The organism is Streptomyces sp. NPDC045287 (assembly GCF_056432325.1).
Map to the genome: position 1 here is coordinate 38,320 of NZ_JBWKJG010000006.1, position 20,126 is coordinate 58,445.

The 20,126-nt window shown below is 74.5% G+C and carries 15 protein-coding genes and 1 pseudogene; 8 read left to right on the forward strand and 8 right to left on the reverse strand.

The window, feature by feature from the left end:
* From AC07D6_RS12175 to AC07D6_RS12190, 4 genes are read right to left on the reverse strand one after another with little or no spacing between them, the layout of a single operon-like run.
* The gene (locus tag AC07D6_RS12175; protein WP_479043609.1) at nt 1-780 is read right to left on the reverse strand and encodes a CDP-alcohol phosphatidyltransferase family protein; all 780 of its coding nucleotides are present in this window, start codon (nt 778-780) and stop codon (nt 1-3) included.
* The gene (locus tag AC07D6_RS12180) at nt 758-1,819 is read right to left on the reverse strand and encodes an iron-containing alcohol dehydrogenase family protein (protein ID WP_315881154.1); all 1,062 of its coding nucleotides are present in this window, start codon (nt 1,817-1,819) and stop codon (nt 758-760) included. Before AC07D6_RS12180 ends, AC07D6_RS12175 begins: the two co-directional genes overlap by 23 nt.
* Entirely contained in the window at nt 1,807-2,544 is a 738-nt protein-coding gene (locus AC07D6_RS12185; protein ID WP_315881155.1) for a phosphocholine cytidylyltransferase family protein, read from the reverse strand. The genes AC07D6_RS12180 and AC07D6_RS12185 overlap by 13 nt, the downstream gene beginning before the upstream one ends.
* Nucleotides 2,541-4,340 (reverse strand): DUF5941 domain-containing protein, encoded by a 1,800-nt coding sequence (locus tag AC07D6_RS12190; protein WP_315881167.1) that lies wholly within the window; start codon nt 4,338-4,340, stop codon nt 2,541-2,543. The genes AC07D6_RS12185 and AC07D6_RS12190 overlap by 4 nt, the downstream gene beginning before the upstream one ends.
* Nucleotides 4,341-4,719: 379 nt before the next feature.
* On the opposite strand from AC07D6_RS12190, the gene AC07D6_RS12195 reads away from it, so the two are divergent.
* The 7 genes and pseudogenes from AC07D6_RS12195 (at nt 4,720) to AC07D6_RS12225 (ending at nt 11,850) form a co-directional block, all read left to right on the forward strand.
* Nucleotides 4,720-5,661 (forward strand): cation diffusion facilitator family transporter, encoded by a 942-nt coding sequence (locus AC07D6_RS12195; protein ID WP_479043612.1) that lies wholly within the window; start codon nt 4,720-4,722, stop codon nt 5,659-5,661.
* Between the two features lie 243 nt (nt 5,662-5,904).
* Nucleotides 5,905-6,411 (forward strand): annotated as a pseudogene (locus AC07D6_RS12200) (GNAT family N-acetyltransferase); the annotation flags it as partial.
* Between the two features lie 114 nt (nt 6,412-6,525).
* Nucleotides 6,526-7,119, forward strand: coding sequence for an isopentenyl-diphosphate Delta-isomerase (gene idi / locus AC07D6_RS12205; protein ID WP_315881157.1), 594 nt, complete (start codon nt 6,526-6,528; stop codon nt 7,117-7,119).
* A gap of 201 nt (nt 7,120-7,320) precedes the next feature.
* On the forward strand, nt 7,321-8,064 hold the full coding sequence (locus tag AC07D6_RS12210; protein WP_479043615.1) for an enoyl-CoA hydratase/isomerase family protein: 744 nt from the start codon (nt 7,321-7,323) through the stop codon (nt 8,062-8,064).
* Between the two features lie 44 nt (nt 8,065-8,108).
* The gene (locus tag AC07D6_RS12215) at nt 8,109-8,978 is read left to right on the forward strand and encodes an SCO6745 family protein (RefSeq protein ID WP_315881159.1); all 870 of its coding nucleotides are present in this window, start codon (nt 8,109-8,111) and stop codon (nt 8,976-8,978) included.
* Between the two features lie 137 nt (nt 8,979-9,115).
* The gene (locus tag AC07D6_RS12220; protein ID WP_479043618.1) at nt 9,116-11,494 is read left to right on the forward strand and encodes a Tex family protein; all 2,379 of its coding nucleotides are present in this window, start codon (nt 9,116-9,118) and stop codon (nt 11,492-11,494) included.
* 155 nt (nt 11,495-11,649) lie between these two features.
* Nucleotides 11,650-11,850, forward strand: coding sequence for a hypothetical protein (locus tag AC07D6_RS12225; RefSeq protein WP_479043620.1), 201 nt, complete (start codon nt 11,650-11,652; stop codon nt 11,848-11,850).
* Between the two features lie 36 nt (nt 11,851-11,886).
* Here AC07D6_RS12225 and AC07D6_RS12230 read toward each other — a convergent pair whose 3' ends face one another.
* The 3 genes from AC07D6_RS12230 to AC07D6_RS12240 all read right to left on the reverse strand — a co-directional run bounded on the left by AC07D6_RS12230 (nt 11,887) and on the right by AC07D6_RS12240 (nt 17,262).
* Nucleotides 11,887-13,524, reverse strand: a complete 1,638-nt coding sequence (locus AC07D6_RS12230) for an ABC-F family ATP-binding cassette domain-containing protein (protein ID WP_479043622.1) — start codon at nt 13,522-13,524, stop codon at nt 11,887-11,889.
* Nucleotides 13,525-13,948: 424 nt separating this feature from the next.
* A complete protein-coding gene (locus tag AC07D6_RS12235) occupies nt 13,949-15,241 on the reverse strand; it encodes a M14 family metallopeptidase (RefSeq protein ID WP_479043625.1) in 1,293 nt (430 codons plus the stop codon).
* On the reverse strand, nt 15,238-17,262 hold the full coding sequence (locus AC07D6_RS12240) for a Xaa-Pro dipeptidyl-peptidase (RefSeq protein ID WP_479043627.1): 2,025 nt from the start codon (nt 17,260-17,262) through the stop codon (nt 15,238-15,240). The genes AC07D6_RS12235 and AC07D6_RS12240 overlap by 4 nt, the downstream gene beginning before the upstream one ends.
* 201 nt (nt 17,263-17,463) lie before the next feature.
* On the opposite strand from AC07D6_RS12240, the gene AC07D6_RS12245 reads away from it, so the two are divergent.
* Nucleotides 17,464-19,017 carry a M1 family metallopeptidase gene (locus tag AC07D6_RS12245; RefSeq protein ID WP_479043629.1) on the forward strand — a complete coding sequence of 518 codons (1,554 nt, stop codon included), beginning with the start codon at nt 17,464-17,466 and terminating at the stop codon, nt 19,015-19,017.
* Nucleotides 19,018-19,086: 69 nt separating this feature from the next.
* Here AC07D6_RS12245 and AC07D6_RS12250 read toward each other — a convergent pair whose 3' ends face one another.
* The gene (locus AC07D6_RS12250) at nt 19,087-19,851 is read right to left on the reverse strand and encodes an SAM-dependent methyltransferase (protein WP_479043631.1); all 765 of its coding nucleotides are present in this window, start codon (nt 19,849-19,851) and stop codon (nt 19,087-19,089) included.
* Nucleotides 19,852-20,126 lie beyond the last annotated feature (275 nt).

Genomic DNA, 20,126 nt, shown 5'->3' on the forward strand with positions numbered 1-20,126 from the left:
TCACCTCAGCCTGCTCGACGCGAGGATCGACACCAGGTGCAGCAGGGTCTGCAGCAGGGCGATGCCGGCGAGGACGGCGACGCCCAGGCGGCTGAGGAACAGGTCGCCGCGGACCGCGTCGGCGACGGCGAGGACCAGGATGAGCAGGCTGGCCTCGATGCCCAGGACGAGCCGGTGGAACTTGATCGCCGCGGCGGCCCGGCGGGCCAGCGCGAGGCCGGACGAGCGCGGCTCGGACGCCGCCTCCTTGACCGGCGGCAGCCCGCCCTGGTGCCGGGCGACGCCGACCAGGTCGGTCTCGGCCTTGATCAGTACGGCTCCGAGCGCGGCGAGCGTGCCGAGGAACGCCCACAGCCAGTCGACGCGCCCGCCGCCCCACAGGTCGGCGGCGCGCAGGCCGAAGCCGACGAGCACGGCCGCGTCGCACAGGTAGGCGCCGACGCGGTCCAGGTAGACGCCGCCGAGGGAGAACTGCTTCTTCCAGCGGGCGACCTCGCCGTCGACGCAGTCGAGCAGCAGGTACAACTGGACCATGAGCACGCCGAGCAGCGCCCCGGGGATGCCGGGGACGAGGAGGGCCGGGGCGGCGAGGACGCCGGCGACGGTCATCACGTACGTCAGCTGGTTCGGCGTGACCCGCGTCGTGACCAGGTGGCGGGTCACCCGCAGCGAGACCTCGCGCATGTAGAGGCGACCGCCCCAGTGCTCGCCGCTGCGCCGGTCCTTGACGCCCGGCGGGTGGACGACGGGGCGGAGCTCAGCTACCGATGGTTTTTGCATAGTCGGCGTACGCGTCCCTGATCTGGTCGGTGGACAGGTCGAGGTGTTCCAGGATCGTGAAGCGCCCGGGGCGGGTCTGCGGCGCGTACGCCACGGTCGCGGCGAACTCGTCCGGGGTGAACCCGATCTCCTCGGGCAGCACCGGCAGCCCGTGCCGGCGGAGGACCTCGGCGAAGAGGCCGGCGTCGTCGCGGGCGCCCCGCAGGTGCATCGCGAAGGCGGCGCCGAGCCCGCACTGCTCGCCGTGGAGGGCGCGGCGGGTCGGGTACAGCAGGTCGAAGGCGTGGCTGATCTCGTGGCAGGCGCCGGACGAGGGCCGGCTGTCGCCGCTGATCGACATGGCGATCCCGCCGAGCACGAGCGCCTCGGAGAGGACGACGAGGAACTCGTCGTCGCCGAGGCCGCCGGGGTGGCGGAGCACCGACTCGCCGGCGGTGCGGGCCATGGCGGCGGCGAGGCCGTCGACGCTCTCGCCGGTGACCCGGTGGGAGAGCTGCCAGTCCGCGATGGCGGAGATGTTGGAGATCGCCTCGCCGATGCCGGAGCGGACGTACCGCGCGGGGGCCCGGCGGATCACGTCGAGGTCGATGACCATCGCGATCGGCGAGGGCACCCCGTACGAGCCGCGGCCGTTGTCGTTGTCGAGCGTGGCGACCGGCGAGCAGATGCCGTCGTGGGAGAGGTTCGTCGCGACGGAGACCATGGGCAGGCCGACGCGCGCCGCGGCGTACTTCGCCACGTCGATGATCTTGCCGCCGCCGACGCCGACGACCGCGTCGTACCGCTTGCCGCGGATGGCGTCGGCGAGGCGGACGGCGGAGTCGAGGGTGCCGTCCTCGACCGTGTACCAGTGGGCGTCGGGCAGCAGCGGCGCCAGCTTCTCGCGCAGGGCGCGGCCGGAGCCGTCGCTGACGGCCATCGCGAGCGTGCCGGACGAGGAGATCCGCTGGTCGGCCAGGAGGCCGGCCAGCTTGTCCATCGCGCCGTCGCTGATGTCGACGACGACCGGCGAGGGGATGAGCCGGGTCAGTACAGGCACGCGATCTCACGGCCCTTCGCGAGGTCGTCGTGGTTGTCGATCTCCACCCAGCGGACGTCTCCGATGGGGGCCACGTCGATCCGGAAGCCGCGGTGGACGAGCTCCTGGTAGCCGTCCTCGTAGTACAGGTCGGGGTCGCGCTCGAAGGTGGTCCTCAGGGCGTCGGCGAGGTCGTCGGCGGCCTCCGGCTCGATGAGGGTGACGCCGATGTACTCGCCGGTGGCGGTGGCCGGGTCCATGAGCTTGGTGATACGGCGGACGCCGAGGCCGTCCTCCGCGACGACCTTCATCTCCTCGTCCGCGAGGGACTTCACCGTGTCGAGGGCGAGGACGATCCGCCGGTCGCCGCCGCGGGCCGCGAGGAGCGTGCGCTCGACGGAGACGGGGTGGACGGTGTCGCCGTTGGCGAGGATGACGCCTTCCCGCAGCACGTCACGGGCGCACCACAGGGAGTAGGCGTTGTTCCACTCCTCGGCCTTGTCGTTGTCGATCAGGGTGAGCTTCAGCCCGTACGCGGCCTCCAGGGCGGCCTTCCGCTCGTACACGGCCTCCTTGCGGTAGCCGACGACGATCGCGGCCTCGGTGAGGCCGACCTCCGCGAAGTTGGCGAGGGTGAGGTCGAGGACGGTCGTGTCGCCGTCGACCGGCACGAGGGCCTTCGGAAGCGTGTCGGTGTAGGGGCGCAGACGCCGTCCGGCACCGGCTGCCAGTACGAGGCCGATCATGCGGGTTCTCCTTCGTCGTGTACGGCGGGTGCTCCGGAGGACACCCAGAAGCGGATGGACTCCGCGAGCCCCACCAGCGCCACGGCGCCGGCGAGGGCGGCGAGCGCCGGGGTGAAGGCGGCGCCGCCGCCCGTCGCCAGGAGGGCGGCGAGGACGGCCACCAACAGCGTGCGCCCCTCGTGGCCGCCGAGCGCCCGCACCAGCCAGGCGGGCGGCGCGCCGGTGCCGCCGCGGATGCGGTACACCGTGTCGTAGTGATGGTAGGCGACGGCCGCGACCAGCCCGAACGCCGCCGGGAGGGCCCCGGGGGCGTCGGCGCGGGCGGCGAGGACGAGGACGGCGGTGTACTCGGCGGCGCGCAGGACGGGCGGTACGAGCCAGTCGAGGGCGCCCTTGAGGGGCCGGGCCACGGCGGCGCCGGAGGTCACGGCGTACAGGAGGGCCGCCAGCACGACGAGGGGGCCGCCCAGCGGGGCGGCGCACGCGGCGGCCAGGAGCGCGGCCGCGCCGGCGACGGCGTACGGGGTGCGCCCGCCGACGGGGCGGGCCGCGCGGCGGGTCGCCCTGGCGGCGGCCTCGGCGAGGGGGCCGCTGTCGGCGAGGTCCGCGAGGGCCCGGGCGGCGCGGTCGGTCCGGCTCGCCCTGCGGGTGAGGGAGCGCAGGACGCGGCCGGCGGTGGTGTAGCAGGCGGCGAAGGCGCAGCCGGCGAGCAGGGCGTAGAAGACGACGCGCGGGGTGGTGACGGCGGTGAGGACCGCGATCATGGCCCAGCGCTCGCCGATCGGGAGGACGATCATGCGCCGCACCCAGACCGTCCAGCCGACGCCGTCGAGCCGGTCGGAGAGGGCGGCGGTGGGGCTGGTGTTGCCGGTGGCGTCGTGGTTGGCCTCGTTGAAGGAGAAGTCGACGACGTGGCGGCAGGTCTGGAGGACCATCGCGCCGAGGGCGAGCGCCCACACGTCGTCGCCGCCGCGGGCGGCGCCGAGGGCGAGGCCCGCGTAGTAGGCGTACTCCTTGGCCCGGTCGAAGGTGGCGTCGAGCCAGGCGCCGAGCGTCGAGTACTGCAGGGAGTAGCGGGCGAGCTGCCCGTCCGCGCAGTCCAGGACGAAGGAGAAGAGGAGCAGCAGCCCGGCCGCGACGAAACCGCCGCGGGTGCCGGTCGCCGCGCAGCCGGCCGCGACCAGCGCGGTGACCAGCGAGGCGGTGGTGACCTGGTTCGGGGTGAGGCCCCGGCGGGCGCACCAGCGGGCGAGGTGGCGCGAGTACGGGCTGATGAAGAAGGTCGTGAAGAACCCGTCGCGGGACTTCACCGCGGAGCGGAGGCGCACGGCCTCCTCGTCGACGGCCGCGACGGCGTCGCGGGTCTCCTTGCGGGCCTGCGGGTCGACCGGTACGGCGGCGACCAGCGACCCGAGCTCGGGCCGGTGGACGGCGACGCCGTCGGCCTCCAGCGCGGCGGCGAGCGCGTCGGGCAGCGTCGCGGGCGCGGGCCCGTCGGCGGGGAGGGCCGCGAGGGCGCGGGTCAGGGACGGGCGGGCCTCCGGCTGCGCGGTGAGGGCGCCCGGGGCCGCGCCCGCGGCGAAGCGGGGGTCGGTCAGGGCCAGCCGCAGCGCGTGCTGGTGGCCGACGAAGCGCGGGTCGACGACGGCGACGCGCTCACCGGCCGGTACGGCGGCGAGCAGCGCGGCGGTCTCCCGCGGGTCCGCGGCGGCGCGGACCTCGAAGCCCAGCGACCGCAGATCGCCCTCGAGCGGCGATCCGGGTACCGGAGGACCGGTGAGGATGGCGGTCGACAGACGAACTCACTCCTTGGAGCTGGCAGCTGCTGGGTGCGCGGCGGCTCGGCCCGGTCACGGGCGGCGGCACGTCGGCTGAGGCTATCGGATGGACGGAAGGCGCAGTTCACCGAGGTTTCCGCGGACGGCGGCGCCCGCTCCGACAGTGGGGTCATCATCCTCGATCATCCGCTCAGCCCACAAACCCCAGCTCCGGGCCGCCCCGGCCGGCAGTGGACCGGCCCGTTCCGCACCGGGCGCGGCCGGGAGGCGCCGTGGAGGAGGAAGTGCAGGTCAGAGGCAATGACAACGGTGTTCAGCCTCAGCTTGCCCATACCCCCCACCCGTAGTTGACTGACCGCTCGGAAAGCAGTCACGGAGCCGAGCGGGAGGCGACCTCATGGGGGCTGGGCACAACCACGGGCACACGCACGGAGGGCCGCCGCCGACCGGTACGGCCGGTGCCGCGCACCGGTGGCGGCTACGCGTGGCCCTCGCCATCACACTCTGCGTGATGACCGTGGAGATCGTCGGCGGTGTCCTCGCCGACTCGCTCGCCCTGATCGCCGACGCGACGCACATGGCGACCGACGCGGTCGGCCTGGGCATGGCGCTCCTCGCCATCCACGTGGCGAACCGCCCGGCCACCGCGAACCGCACGTACGGCTACGCCCGCGCCGAGATCCTGGCGGCGCTGGCGAACTGCCTGCTGCTCCTGGGGGCCGGCGGGTACGTCCTGTTCGAGGCGGTCCAGCGGTTCGTCGAGCCGGTGGAGACGAAGGGCGGGCTCACGGTCGTCTTCGCCCTGGTCGGCCTGGTCGCGAACATGGTGTCCCTGTCGCTGCTGGTGCGCGGGCAGAGGGACAGCCTCAACGTGCGCGGCGCCTACCTGGAGGTGGTGGCGGACGCGCTGGGGTCGGTGACGGTGCTGGTGGCCGCCGGGGTGATCCTGGCCACGGGGTGGTGGGCGGCGGACCCGATCGCGTCGCTGGCGATCGCCGTGATGATCGTCCCGCGTACGGTGAAGCTGCTCCGGGAGACGCTGGACGTGCTGCTGGAGGCGGCGCCGAAGGGCGTGGACATGACGCAGGTGCGGGCGCACCTGCTGGCGCTGCCCGGGGTGGAGGACGTCCACGACCTGCACGCCTGGACGATCACCTCGGGGATGCCGGTGCTGTCGGCGCACGTGGTCGTGGAGCCGAGCGTGCTGGACGGGGCGGGCCACGAGAAGATGCTGCACGACCTCCAGGAGTGCCTGGTCGGCCACTTCGACGTGGAGCACTGCACGTTCCAGCTGGAGCCGAGCGGGCACGCGGCGCACGAGGCGGGCCTGTGCCACTGACCACCCGGCTGTTAGGCTGCGGCCGGGAGACACCCCACCGGATCCGGGAGAGGAGCTGAGATCGATGACCGCAGCGGTCAGCGCCGCCCTCGGCGGCGACGAGCTCCGTGTCCACTTCGGCTCCCGGGTGTCCGGCTGACACGACAGTCCGGGGACCCGCTCACTCCAAGGGTTTCCACGTTGTCCCACGACGACTTCGCTCAGACCACCTCTCCCTCCCTCTCCTCTTCCCCCGCTTCCCCGCCCCGCTGGCGGACCCGTCCCGAGACGGACGCCGACCGCGCCTCCGTGCACGCGGTGAACGCGGCGGCCTTTGGCACCTCCGCGGAGGCGGATCTCGTCGACGCGCTGCGCGCCGACCCGGACGCCTGGCTGCCGGGCCTGTCGTACGTCGCCGAGGCGCCGGACGGCTCCGTCGCGGCGTACGCGCTGATCACCCGCTGCCGCGTCGGGGACGCCCCGGCCGCGGCGCTGGCCCCCGTGGCGGTCGCCCCGGAGCACCAGCGGCGCGGCGCCGGCCGGGCCGTCGTACGGGCGGTCCTCGACGCGGCGCGGCTGGCCGGGGAGCCGCTGGTGCTGGTGCTCGGCCATCCGGAGTACTACCCGCGCTTCGGTTTCGTCCCGGCTTCGCGGTACGGGATCCGGGCGTCCTTCGACGTGCCGGACGAGGCGATGATGGCGCTCCGGCTGGACGCCCGGGGCGACGCGCCCGCGGGCACGATCACCTATCCGCCCGCGTTCGGCGTCTGAACCGCGGGGCCGCGTTCGGCCGGGCGGGCGCGGGAGCAGTGCGCCGGCGAGCGGCTTCCGTACGGCAGACTGAGGATTGCCCCACAGGGCCGAGAACCGATGCGAAGGATGGTTATGCCGACCACACCTGCCACCGCGGCGCACAGCTCGCCGGACGGAGCCGCACCGTCGATCATGCTTGAGCTGGTCGACGAGAACGGCAGCACCATCGGCACCGCCGAAAAGCTCTCGGCACACCAGGCGCCCGGTCGGCTGCACCGGGCGTTCTCGGTGTTCCTCTTCGACGAGGAGGGGCGGCTGCTGCTCCAGCGCCGGGCGCTCGGCAAGTACCACTCGCCGGGCGTCTGGTCGAACACCTGCTGCGGGCACCCGTACCCGGGCGAGGCGCCGTTCGCGGCGGCCGCGCGGCGGGTCTCCGAGGAACTGGGGGTGTCGCCGTCGCTGATGGCCGAGGCGGGGACCGTCCGCTACAACCACCCGGACCCGGCGTCGGGCCTGGTGGAGCAGGAGTACAACCACCTCTTCGTGGGGATGGTGCAGGCTCCGCCGCGGCCGGACCCGGAAGAGGTGGAGGAGACCGCGTTCGTGACGGCGGCGGAGCTGGCCGAGCGGCACGCGTCGGCGCCGTTCTCCGCCTGGTTCACGACCGTCCTCGACGCGGCCCGGCCGGCCATCAAGGAGCTGACGGGGGCGGCCGGGGGCTGGTAGCCCCGACGCCGGACGACCCCGGTGGCGCTCCCCCGGCCGTACGCGGCCGGGGGCGTCCGCTCGCGGGCGCCGGGGTGCCGTCCGCTCCTCCGCTCGGACCGCGCCGGAGGCCCGCGGGCCGGCCGGACGCCCGCGGGCCGGCCGAGGCCGCGGCGCCCCCTCCCCCGGCCGCGCGCGGCGGCCCCGGATAGCATCCGGCGCATGGAGCCGCAGCTGGAGCACCGCGTCACGGGCGGGGTCGCGACCGTCGTCATCAGCAATCCGGCCAAGCGCAACGCCATGACCGCCGCCATGTGGCGGGCCCTGCCGGAGCTGCTGGAGGAGCTCGCCGCCGACCGGGACGTACGGGCGCTGGTGCTGACGGGCGAGGGCGACACGTTCTGCGCCGGGGCCGACATCTCGACGCTGCACGAGCCGGACGACCGCCAGCAGTCGCTGGCCGTCCGCGCCGAGGAGGCCCTGGCCGCCTTCCCCCGGCCGACGCTCGCCGCCGTGCGCGGCTACTGCGTGGGCGGCGGCTGCCAGCTCGCCGCCGCCTGCGACCTGCGGTTCGCGGAGGCGGGTGCCCGGTTCGGGGTGACGCCGGCGCGCCTGGGCATCGTCTACCCCTCCTCGTCCACCCGGCGGCTGGTCTCCCTCGTCGGGCCGGCCACCGCGAAGTACCTGCTGTTCTCCGCGGAGCTGATCGACGACGAGCGGGCGCTGCGCACGGGCCTGGTCGACGAGGTGCTGCCGGCCGGGGAGCTGGACGCGCGGGTCGACGCGTTCGTCCGGGTGCTGCTGTCGCGGTCGCCGCTGACGCAGGCCGCCGCGAAGGAGTTCGCCGCCGGGCTGACCGACCGGGACGCGCACTGGGAGGAGGAGGCGCGCGCGAGCGGTGACCGGGCCGAGGGCGTCGCCGCGTTCCTGGAGCGGCGGCGGCCGCGTTTCGCGTACCGGGGCTGACCGACCCCTTCGAACCGTACCGACCAGTCGGTAACGTGTGGGGCATGACGACACCGACGACTCTCCCGCCGCGGGCCGTGCGCCGCTGCCACCACCCGGTCAACCTCTTCCACTCGACCGTCTACTTCTCCCCCGAGTTCGGCGAGGAGCTCGCCGGGGTCGGCGTCACCGACCCGCACGCCGCCTACTTCGCGGGGCGCGCCGCCGCGATGGGCGCGGTGGGCCCCGGGGTGGTCGCCGGCACCTTCTACAACTTCAACCACGCCCTCATCGCCCGGTACCTGCCCGCCGTGTGGGACGCCGCGTCCCCGGCGGACGTGCTCGCGGCGCGGCTGCGCGCGGCCGACCGGACCGTACGGCGGCTGCTCGGCGACGCCGCCGACTCGGCCGGGATGGCGGAGGCCGCCGAGCTGGCCCTGCGCGCCACGGAGGCGTGCACCCGGCACGCCCGGCCGCTGTACGCCGCCCACGCCGACCTGCCCGTGCCGGACGCCCCGCACCTGGCGTACTGGCACGCGGCGACGCTGCTGCGCGAGCACCGCGGGGACGCCCACCTGGCCGCCCTGCTGAGCGCCGGGCTCGACCCGTTGGAGGCCGTCGTCAGCCACACCGCGACCGGCACGGGCATCGCGCCGCGCTGGGTGCTCGCCTCCCGCGGCTGGCAGCAGTCCGACTGGGACGCCGCCGTGGAGCGCCTGCGCGGGCGCGGGCTGATGGACGGGGAGGGCGCGCTCACCGAGGCGGGCGCCGCGCTGCGCGAGGAGGTGGAGGACCACACGGACCGGCTGGACGCGGCGCCGTACGCCCACCTCGGCGCGGCCGGTGTCGAACGGCTCACCGAGCTGGCCAAGGGCTTCCTCGCGACGGCGGTCGCGGCCGGCGCGTTCCCGCCCCACCTCACCGGGCGGAACTGACCGGGCCCGCGGGGCGTGCCCGGCACCGGCCGGGCGCGCCCCGCGGGCCGGCGTGCCGCGCATGCGACACATCCGGCCCCGGACAGGCAGAATGCGAGCGCAACCTGGAAGCACGAGAAGGCGGGTCGGGACACACCGTGACGACGTCCATCGAAGGCAGGATCGCCGAGGAGCTCGGCGTACGGGAGCGGCAGGTCAAAGCGGCCGTGGAGCTGCTGGACGGCGGCTCGACCGTGCCGTTCATCGCGCGCTACCGCAAGGAAGCGACCGGGATGCTCGACGACGCGCAGCTGCGCACCCTGGAGGAGCGGCTGCGCTACCTGCGGGAGCTGGAGGACCGGCGCGCCGCGATCCTCGACTCCGTGCGCGAGCAGGGCAAGCTGACCGAGGAGCTGGAGGCGCGCATCCGGGAGGCCGACACGAAGGCCCGCCTGGAGGACATCTACCTGCCGTTCAAGCCGAAGCGGCGCACCAAGGCGCAGATCGCCCGGGAGGCCGGGCTCGAACCGCTGGCGGACGGGCTGCTCGCGGACCCGTCGGTGGAGCCGCTGGCGGCGGCGGCCCCGTTCGTCGACGCGGACAGGGGCGTCGCCGACCCGGCGGCCGCGCTGGAGGGCGCGCGGGCGATCCTCACCGAGCGGTTCTCGGAGGACGCGGACCTGATCGGCGAGTTGCGCGAACGGATGTGGACGCGCGGCCGGCTGGTGGCGAAGGTCCGCGAGGGCAAGGAGGAGGCCGGCGCCAAGTTCGCCGACTACTTCGACTTCGCGGAGCCGTTCACCCGGTTGCCCTCGCACCGCGTGCTGGCGATGCTGCGCGGCGAGAAGGAGGACGTGCTGGAGCTGGTCCTGGAGCCGGAGGAGCCGGTCGAGGGCCCGTCCACGTACGAGGGGACGATCGCCCGGCGGTTCGGGATCGCCGACCGGGGCCGGCCGGCCGACAAGTGGCTGGCGGACACGGTCCGCTGGGCGTGGCGCACCCGCATCCTGGTGCACCTCGGCATCGACCTGCGGCTGCGGCTGCGCACGGCGGCCGAGGACGAGGCCGTCCGGGTGTTCGCCGCGAACCTGCGGGACCTGCTGCTGGCCGCGCCCGCCGGGACGCGGGCGACCCTGGGCCTCGACCCCGGCTACCGTACGGGCGTCAAGGTCGCCGTCGTCGACGCGACCGGCAAGGTCGTCGCGACGGACACGATCCACCCGCACGTGCCGCAGAACAAGTGGGACGCGTCGCTGGCGACGCTGGCGCGGCTGGCGAAGGAGCACGCCGTGGAGCTCGTCGCCGTCGGCAACGGCACGGCGTCGCGCGAGACGGACAAGCTCGCCGCGGACCTCATCGCCCGCCATCCCGAGCTGGGGCTGACGAAGGTGATGGTGTCGGAGGCGGGCGCCTCGGTGTACTCGGCGTCGGCGTTCGCCTCGCAGGAGCTGCCCGGGCTCGACGTGTCGCTGCGCGGCGCGGTGTCGATCGCGCGGCGGCTCCAGGACCCGCTCGCGGAGCTGGTGAAGATCGACCCGAAGTCGATCGGGGTCGGCCAATACCAGCACGACCTGTCCGAGGTGAAGCTGTCCCGGTCGCTGGACGCGGTCGTCGAGGACTGTGTGAACGGGGTCGGCGTCGACGTCAACACGGCCTCCGCGCCGCTCCTTTCGCGCGTGTCGGGCATCGGCGCCGGGCTGGCCGAGAACATCGTGGCCCACCGGGACGCCAACGGGCCCTTCCGGTCGCGGAAGGCGCTGAAGGACGTGCCGCGCCTCGGCCCGAAGGCGTACGAGCAGTGCGCCGGCTTCCTGCGGATCCGCGGCGGCGACGACCCGCTCGACGCGTCGGCGGTGCACCCGGAGGCGTACCCGGTGGTGCGGCGGATGGTGAAGGCGACGGGCGGCGAGGTCGCGGCGCTGATCGGCGACACGGGGGTGCTGCGGTCGCTGCGCCCGGAGGACTTCGTCGACGAGAAGTTCGGCCTGCCGACCGTCACGGACATCCTGCGGGAGCTGGAGAAGCCGGGCCGCGACCCGCGTCCGGCGTTCCGCACGGCCACCTTCAAGGAGGGCGTCGAGAAGATCGGCGACCTGGCGGCCGGGATGGTGCTGGAAGGCGTCGTCACCAACGTGGCGGCGTTCGGCGCGTTCGTGGACGTCGGCGTCCACCAGGACGGCCTGGTGCACGTGTCCGCCATGTCGCGGAACTTCGTGAAGGACCCGCGCGAGGTGGTGAAGCCGGGTGACGTGGTGAAGGTGAAGGTGCTCGACGTCGACGTGCCGCGCAAGCGGATCTCGCTGACGCTGCGCCTGGACGACGAGGCGGCGGCCGGCCGGCCCGCCGAGGGCCGGCAGCGCCGCGAGCGCGGTGCCCGTCCGCCGCAGCAGCGCCAGGGCGGGGGCGGCCAGGACCGGCGCGGCGGCCGCGGCGGCGACCGGCAGGCGCCGCCGGCCGCCAACGGCGCGATGGCGGACGCCCTGCGCAAGGCGGGGCTGCTGGACGGCGGCTCCGGCGGGGGCCGGGGCCGCCGCTGAGTCCGGCCCGGAGCCGCGCCGGGGCGGGCGGGGGGTCTCCCCGCCCGCCCCGGGCGCGTTCCGGCGCCGACGTGCGGGCGCGGGCGGGCCGTGTGAGGCTGGCCGGGTCACCAGACCGTCCGACGACGGAGCCGACGACGGAGACGGAGAGGGCCGTGAACCAGATCGGAGACAAGCCCGAAGAGGTCCGCAGGCGCCACGAGGAGGCACGGCGCGCGGCCGGCGGACAGGAGCGCGACGACCGGGCCGAGCGGGCCGGGAACGCCCCGGAGGAGGAGCACGTCCGCGGTGCCGCGCCCGACGACGAGGCGTACAGCACGTTCGACGCGTACGAGGAGCCGGAGGACCGCCCCTAGCCCCGGCGGGGACCGCCCGCGCGGGGGCGGTCCCGGTCAGACCTCCGTGACCGCGCCGTCCGCGACCTCGATGCGACGGGTCACGCGGACCGTGTCGAGCATGCGCCGGTCGTGGGTGACGAGGAGCAGCGTCCCGGTGTACGCGTCGAGGGCGGACTCCAACTGCTCGATCGCCGGCAGGTCCAGGTGGTTGGTCGGCTCGTCCAGGACGAGGAGGTTCACTCCGCGGCCCTGGAGGAGGGCGAGGGCGGCGCGGGTCCGCTCGCCCGGTGAGAGCGTCGTCGCGGGACGCAGGACGTGGGCGGCCTTGAGGCCGAACTTGGCGAGCAGGGTGCGCACGTCCGCCGGCTCGGTGTCGGGGACGGCCGCGCAGAAGGCGTCCAGCAGCGTCTCCTCGCCGTGGAACAGCCGCCGCGCCTGGTCGACCTCGCCGACGACGACGCCGGAGCCCAGCGCCGCGTGGCCGGCGTCCAGCGGGAGGCGGCCGAGGAGCGCGGCGAGGAGGGTGGACTTCCCCGCGCCGTTGGCGCCGGTGACGGCGATCCGGTCGGCCCAGTCGACCTGGAGGGTCACGGGGCCGAAGGCGAAGCCGCCGCGCCGGACCTCGGCGTCGCGCAGCGACGCCACGACGGCGCCCGAGCGGGGCGCGGCGGCGATCTCCATGCGCAGCTCCCACTCCTTGCGGGGCTCCTCGACGCTCTCCAGCCGCTCGATCATCCGCTGGGTCTGGCGCGCCTTGGCGGCCTGCTTCTCGCTGGCCTCGCTGCGGAACTTGCGGCCGATCTTGTCGTTGTCGCCGGCCTTGCGGCGGGCGTTCTTGACGCCCTTGTCCATCCAGGAGCGCTGCATCTGGGCGCGGCCCTCCAGGGCGGCCTTCTTGTCGGCGTACTCCTCGTAGTCCTCGCGCAGGTGCCGGCGGGCCCGCTCGCGCTCCTCCAGGTACGCGTCGTAGCCGCCGCCGTACAGGGTCGTCCGGTGCTGGGCGAGGTCGAGTTCGAGGACCTTGGTGACGGTGCGGGCGAGGAACTCGCGGTCGTGGCTGATGACGACGGTCCCGGCGCGCAGGCCCCGCACGAAGGTCTCCAGCCGCTCCAGTCCGTCCAGGTCGAGGTCGTTGGTCGGCTCGTCGAGGAGGAACACGTCGTAGCGGGAGAGGAGCAGCGAGGCGAGTCCGGCGCGGGCCGCCTGACCGCCGGAGAGGGCGGTCATCGGCTGGTCGAGGCCGACGGTGAGCCCGAGCGACGCGGTGGTCTCCCCGGCCCGGTCGTCGAGGTCGGCGCCGCCCAGGGCGAGCCAGCGCTCCAGGGCGGTGGCGTACGCGTCGTCGGCGCCGGGCGTCCCGTCGACGAGCCCCTGCGTCGCCGCGTCCATCGCCGCCTGCGCCCCGGCGACGCCCGTGCGGCGGGCGAGGAAGTCCCGTACGGTCTCGCCGGGCCGCCGCTCGGGCTCCTGCGGGAGGTGGCCGACGGCGGCGGTGCGCGGCGACAGGTGGACCTCGCCCTCCTCGGCGGCGTCCAGGCCGGCGAGGACGCGGAGCAGGGTCGACTTGCCGGCGCCGTTGACTCCGACGAGGCCGACGACGTCGCCGGGGGCGACGACGAGGTCGAGGCCGGAGAAGAGGGAGCGCTCGGCGTGTCCGGCGGCGAGGTTCTTGGCGACGAGGGTTGCGGTCATCAGGGGACCGATCCTAGGGCAGCCCGGCGGCGCCCCCGCCTCCGCCCGCCGGTCGCGCCGGCGCCGGTGGGGCCCGGTGGTTCGCGGGTACGGCGCCGCCCGCCGCGGCGGACCGCGGTCGGATCCGCTCCTCGACGCGTCCGGGGACCGGCCCGGGCCCCGCCCGTGGGGCGTTCGCCGTGCCGGGCGGGGGCGGGGCGGGGAGGCGCGGGTCGCCTTCGCGTCTGCGGGCTGTCTTCGCATCGGCGGCGCGGCGCGGCGGGCGGACGGGCGCGGGCGGCGGGACCGGCTCCGACCGGGGCGGCGGCGCTCCGGCCGGGCGGTGGGGGCGCGCCGGCCGGAGGGTTCCGGGGCGGCCGGGCGTGCCGGTGGACCTCCCCGCGGGACCCCGGGACGGGTCGTGCGCGCCGGGGGCGCGGGGCGTTCAGCAGCGCCGTACGGGCTCCCCGGCGGTGAGGGGGTGGGCGGCGCGGGCGTCGAGGAGGAGGGGGACCAGGGCGCGCAGGGACTGGCGCAGCGGGACGAAGGCGCCGGAGCCGTCCCGGACGGCGCGGACGCCGTGCAGGGCCAGCTCGTCGCCCCACTCGGCGTACTGGGCGGGGTCCAGGCGGTAGCCGCAGGGCGGGTCGTGGAGGATTTCGGCGGGTTCGGCGGGGTCGTTGTCGGCGCCGCCCAGCAGGACGGGGCCCCGGTCGGCGTATCCGGCGGTCCGGGCCGCCGCGGTGGCCGCCGCGATCCGCGCGCGCCCTTCGGTGACGTGGGCGAACGCCCCGTCGAGAGCCGCGAGTTGGGTGTCCACGCGGCGCCGGTTGTTCCGGGCGGGGTCGTCGCGGTCCGCGGCGGTGAGCGGTTCCTCGCGGGTCTCGACGAGGAGGCCGACCGCGTGCTTGACGCCGGTGGTGTTGCGCAGGATGCGCTCCTGCCCGTCCCCGGCGACCTGGCGGACCGGTTCGCCGGTGACGGGGTCGGTCCAGATGCCGTAGAGGCCGCTGGTGAAGCCCGCGCGTTCGGCGGCGGGGCGGACGTACGCCTCGGAGAGGGTGCGCGCCTCGCGGTGGACGCCGGGGTGGGTGTTGAGGTTGCGGGGCCACAGCGCGAGGAGGTCCTTCACGTAGTACGGCGGTGTGCCGCTGTACTCGTGCAGGTCGAGGACGACGTGGGGGCGGTGGTCGCGCAGGACGCGGGCCACGGCGCGGGCCTCCGCCGTGCGCAGGGCGATGTGGTCGCGGTTGACGTCGACGTCGTCGGCGTTGTGGCGGGTGTGCGCGGCCCGGCCGTCCGGGTTGGCGGTGGGGATGACGAGGACGGTGGTGCGCGCGAGGAACCGGAGGGTCCGCGCGTCCCGTGCGTAGGCCAGGTCGCGGAGGGTGGTGAGGCACGCCTCGCGGCCCGACGGCTCGTCACCGTGCTGGCCGCACACGAGGAGGACGGTGGTGGTGGACCCGGCGGAGCCCTCGCCGACGCGGACGAGGTGGAGGGGGCGGCCCTGGCGGGTGGAGCCGAGGGTGGTCGTGGCCGTCCGGTCGCTGCCCCGGTCGACGGCGGCGAGGAAGCGCCGCTCCTCGTCGAGGCCGGTCCAGCGGGCGCCGCCACTGGTCTCGAAGCCGGTCCGGGGCGGCTGCGGGCCGGCCGGGGCGGCCTGCGCCGGGGCGACGGGCAGGGTCAGGGCGGTGGCGCAGGCGGCGAGGGCGGCCAGGGCTCGGAGGCGAAGGCTCATCGGGCGGCTCCGGGGGTCGGCGGCTGGGCGCGCGGCGGACGCGGGGCGTCTCCTGCGGCGAGGGGGGCACGCGCGTCGGCCCGCGGGCGCGGGAAGGTGGCCAGGGCGTACGCCAGGGGGCCGCCGACGACCGGGACGCGGGCGTGGGTGCGGGCCAGGTCGAGGGTGAGCGTCGGGGTGGAGGGCGGGGCCTCGACGAGGTCCTCGTCGGTGCCCGCGACGATCAGGGCGAGCCGGTGCCCGGCCGGGACGACGTGGTCGGTGGCGTGCAGGTCGAGGGTGATCGTGTGCGGCTCGCCGGGGGTGAGCGGGCGGCCCCGGCGCGGGTCGGCCCAGGTGCCGAGGTCGGCCCAGCCCCGGCTGACGACGGCGAAGCCGACGTCCGCCGTCTTGGCCCCGGTCTCCTTGAAGCAGGCGCTGTCACCGGGGGTGCTCGCGCCCCAGCAGGTGCGTTCGTCGAGGGTGGTGATGCCTTCGCCGGGTGCCGCGTAGTCGCGGATGACGGCGGGGCCCAGGTCGACGAGGACCGCCGTCAGATGGGCGCTGTCGGTGGTCGGGGTGGCGGTGACGGTCACGGTGGCGGAGCCGGCCAGCCGCAGGTCGCGGCTGAGCGGACGGGTGGCGAACCCGGCCTTGGCCCCTGTCGGGGCGTCGATCCGCGCGGCCCAGTCGAGTTCGCCGAGTGACGGGTCGTCGGTGAACGTCTCGGTGGCGCCCGCGGGGGCCGGCAGCAGCCCGAGCGCGCCGACGCCGGGGGCGGGGCCGGGGGCGGGGCGCAGGGTGGTCGTCGCGGTGCCGGCCGGGGGCCAGGTGCGGTCGGTGGTCCACCGGTCGGGAGCGCGTTCGATGTCGGCCATGGGTTCCCGTTCGACGCCGTTGTCGTATCCGAGGAGATAGTGGTCGAACCAGCGGTGCAGGGTGCGGACCCACGCGGCGCGGCGGAAGTCGAACGGGTCGACGTGACCCGTCCGGGAGAGCCAGATCTTCCGTTCGACGCCGTGCGCGGCGAGCGCCCGCCACCAGCGGCCGAGGTGGCCGGTGCGCACGTTGAGGTCCTGCAGGCCGTGGACGGCGAGGACGCTGGCCCGTACGCGGGAGGCGTCGGGCACGTAGTCGCGCGCGTCCCACAGCGGGGTCAGGTCGCCGGAGCGCGGGGCGCCCTCGACGAGGCGGCGCTGCACGGCCTGGCAGCGGGCGCGGGCGTCCGGGCTGCCGACGTGGTGGGACAGCCGGTCGGGGCCGGTGCCGTAGAGGGGGGCGCCCTGGCTGAAGTAGTAGTCGTACCAGGAGGAGATCGCGCCGATCGGCACGATCGTCTTCAGGCCCTCCACGCCGGTCGCTGCGACGCCGTTGGCGACCGTGCCGTCCCAGCTCTTGCCGATCATGCCGGTGGCGCCGGTCGACCAGTGCGCGCGGGCGCGGGTGGTGCCGGTGCGGGTGGTGTAGGCGGGGGCGCGGCCGTTCAGCCAGTCGACGACGGCCTTCGCGGACAGGACGTCGGAGGGGCCGCCGACGTCGACGCAGCCGTCGGAGCGGTTGGTTCCGGCCAGGTCGACGGCGACGAAGGCGTAGCCGCGGGGCACGAAGTAGTTGTCGTAGAAGAGGGGGAACCCGACGGGGTCGCCGTTCGCGTCGTAGGTCTTCTTCTGGCTCTCGTTGCCGCGTCCGCAACAGGAGTAGTACGGGCTGGCGTCCATGATGACGGGGACCTTGCGGCCGTGCCGCTCGGCCTCGCGGGGCCGGATGACGTCGGCGGCCACCCGGTCGGTCCGGCCGTCGCCGTCGCCGTCGAGGCCGGTGTCCACCCAGACGGACTCGCGGATCGCGTTCTCGTACGCGTAGACCGGCCGGGACGTGTCGGGGCGGGGGCCCTGGGCGCCCTGGGCGCCGCCCGCCGGGACGAGGACGGACATCAGGGCGGCCGCGGCCGCCACCACCAGGGTCCTGCTCGGCAGGGGGGCCACGCCCGCCCGGGCGGAGCCGGGAGCGTGGGAGGGGGTTCTCCGCGTGCGTATCGGCATGGGCGGACGGTACTGCCGTCGACTGCCGCGCAGAAGAGGGCGTTTGCGGGACAAGAGCGGCAGAGGGGACGGGACGGGCCCGGGGGGTCCATGTCGGCCGGATGGCGATCGTGTGACGGTGTGTGCCGTGGACACGACAGCGGCGCCCGCGCTGAATAGCGTTCAGACCATCGCACTTCCCGACGACTTGGAGAGAGACACGTGCACCGCAGACTGATCGTCCCGGGCGCGATCGCGGCCTCCCTGCTGCTGGCGATCCCGGCATCGGCCGCCGACTTCGTGCCGGGCGCACCGGGCATCGGCGACCCCTACTACCCGGTCAGCGGCAACGGCGGATACGACGTCGCCCACTACGACCTGCGGCTGAAGTACCAGCCGTCGACGGACCTGCTGGAGGGGACGGCGACGATCCTCGCCACCCCCACGCAGAACCTGTCCCGCTTCAACCTGGACCTCGGCCTGAAGGCGCTGGAGGTGCGGGTGAACGGTCGGAAGGCCGCTTCCAGGGCGTCGGGCGCCCAGGAACTGGAGATCACGCCGGCGGTGCCGCTGCCGAAGGGCCGACCGGTTTCGGTCGTCGTGCGGTACGCGGGCAAGCCGTCCGAGGTGGAGATCGGCGGGTGGACGGCGTGGCACCGCACCCCGGACGGCGGGGTCGCCGCGCAGCAGCCGGAGTCCGCCGCGTGGTGGTTCCCGTCCAACGACCACCCGCTCGACAAGGCGACCTTCGACGTCTCCGTCGCCGTCCCGGACGGCACGCAGGCCATCAGCAACGGCGTGCTGCAGTCGCAGAGCTCCCGGCTGGGCTGGACCCGCTACAACTGGCGGTCCGACAAGCCGCAGGCGACGTACCTGGCGACGCTGGCGGTCGGGAAGTTCGACCTCACCACCGACACGACCGCGAGCGGACTGCCCGTCCTCAACGCCTACAGCAAGGACCTCGGGGCGAACGCCGGCGCGGCGCGCGCGAGCATCGAGCGGACCGTCGAGGTCGCGGAGTGGCTGGAGGAGGTCTTCGGGCCCTACCCGTTCAACGCGCTCGGCGGGTACGTGCCGAACGTGCGCAGCGGGTACGCGCTGGAGACGCAGACGCGGCCGTTCTACAGCCCGCGCCAGTTCGCGAACGGCTCCAACGTGTCGGTCGTCGTCCACGAGCTGGCCCACCAGTGGTACGGCGACAGCGTGTCCGTGAAGGGCTGGAAGGACATCTGGATCAACGAGGGCTTCGCCCGGTACAGCCAGTGGCTGTGGTCCGAGCGCGAGGGCGAGGGCACGGCGCAGGAGCTGGCGGACTGGGTGTACGCCTCGCACCCGGACGACGACCCGTTCTGGACGGTCAAGCCGGGTGACCCCGGCCCGGAGAACCAGTTCCACATCGCCGTCTACGACCGGGGCGCGCTGGCGCTCCAGGCCCTGCGCAACGAACTGGGCGACGAGGACTTCTTCCGCGTCCTGAAGGGCTGGCCGACGGAGCGGGCGCACGGCAACGCGGAGGTGGCGGACTTCGTCGCGTACGCGGAGCGGATCTCCGGCAAGCGGCTGGGCGGACTGTTCGACACCTGGCTGTACCAGCCGTCGAAGCCGGAGGTCCCGGCGGCCCCCGCGGCCACGGCGGCCCGTACGGCGGCGGCCCCGGCGGCCCCGCCGAAGTCCTGGTCCAAGATCGCCGCGACGAACACGGTCCACGACCACGGCGGCCACGACCACGCAGACCGCGCCGGCCACGGCGAGCACCACGGCCACGCGCACGACTAACGAGCTCGTTGGGTTCTGTCTCTCCGATCACGATCGGAGAGACAGAACGTCTACTGGCACGGCGTCTGCTCAGTTCTTATGTGCGGTTACCAGAGCGAAGGAGAGGAACTCTCCGTGGTCTGTGGTGAGCATGTCGATGACGGGTTGGTTCGCGCTCTGGCCGTCGGGGCGGTGTTCAGCGCCTGCCCGGGCCCAGAGCAGCCAGTCCTGCCAAGCATCTTGCTGCAGTCGCGCGGACGTGACCTTCACCAACTCGGTGATTTCCCACTGGAAGCGCCACCACTCCGCCGTGTGCCAGGCGATCGCTTCCCAGCCGACCACTTCCTTGATGTGGGGCGGGATCATCCCGAGCTCGCGGACCTCCCGTGTCATAGCCGGGGTCGCCATGCCCAGCTGTCCGCCAGGTCGGAGGAACCGCAGCAGGTAGGGCAGGTAACTGTCCGCCGTACCGAAGTACTCGAAGGCGTCCACGCTTACGATCGCGTCGAAGCTCTGCTCCTCGAACGGCAAGGTGTGCGCCTCTGCTCGTACGGCCTTCACCTGGTCGCCGACACCCGCCTCGGCGAAGACGGCTGCCGCCTGTTCGGGGGCAATCCACAGGTCAGCGGCGACTACCTCGACCCCATACTCACGGACCAGGAACACCGACGTGGCGCCCTTGCCGGAGCCGAGGTCGAGAACCCGCATACCTGGGCGCAGGTCGAGATCGTGGGTGAGGTCTTCCAGCATCCACAGCGGGTTCGGCCCCATGTCGAGGTCGAGCAACCAGGCGGGGTCATAGCGAGATGAACGCGGATAGCGGTCCGGGCGGACGAGATCGTTCAAGGCAGTCACGAGCAAGGACCCAAACCGATCATGTGCCCCAGTAGCAACCCGTTTTCGTCTCATCACGCCCAGCTCCTGGTACACCGGGGACGGTATGGGCGGCAGTCGGAGATGCCTTTGATCACGAGCGGAGCCAGATCATGATGGCGGCGATGACGATTTCGGCTCGGTAGATCGCGGCGCGGCTTGGCCTGTCGGGTGGCCAAACCGGGCCCCCGCGTGAACCCGTCGAAAAACCGCGCGCCGAAGTTCCGGTGGAGGTAGCGGGTGCGGTCGGGGCACGG

Coding starts and splice junctions, on each gene's coding strand:
- AC07D6_RS12240 (WP_479043627.1), bottom strand. CDS start 17,262: ATGCCGATACGCACGCGGAGAACCCCCTCCCACGCTCCCGGCTCCGCC.
- AC07D6_RS12195 (WP_479043612.1), top strand. CDS start 4,720: ATGGGGGCTGGGCACAACCACGGGCACACGCACGGAGGGCCGCCGCCG.
- idi (WP_315881157.1), top strand. CDS start 6,526: ATGCCGACCACACCTGCCACCGCGGCGCACAGCTCGCCGGACGGAGCC.
- AC07D6_RS12235 (WP_479043625.1), bottom strand. CDS start 15,241: ATGAGCCTTCGCCTCCGAGCCCTGGCCGCCCTCGCCGCCTGCGCCACC.
- AC07D6_RS12185 (WP_315881155.1), bottom strand. CDS start 2,544: ATGATCGGCCTCGTACTGGCAGCCGGTGCCGGACGGCGTCTGCGCCCC.
- AC07D6_RS12215 (WP_315881159.1), top strand. CDS start 8,109: ATGACGACACCGACGACTCTCCCGCCGCGGGCCGTGCGCCGCTGCCAC.
- AC07D6_RS12210 (WP_479043615.1), top strand. CDS start 7,321: ATGGAGCCGCAGCTGGAGCACCGCGTCACGGGCGGGGTCGCGACCGTC.
- AC07D6_RS12230 (WP_479043622.1), bottom strand. CDS start 13,524: ATGACCGCAACCCTCGTCGCCAAGAACCTCGCCGCCGGACACGCCGAG.
- AC07D6_RS12175 (WP_479043609.1), bottom strand. CDS start 780: ATGCAAAAACCATCGGTAGCTGAGCTCCGCCCCGTCGTCCACCCGCCG.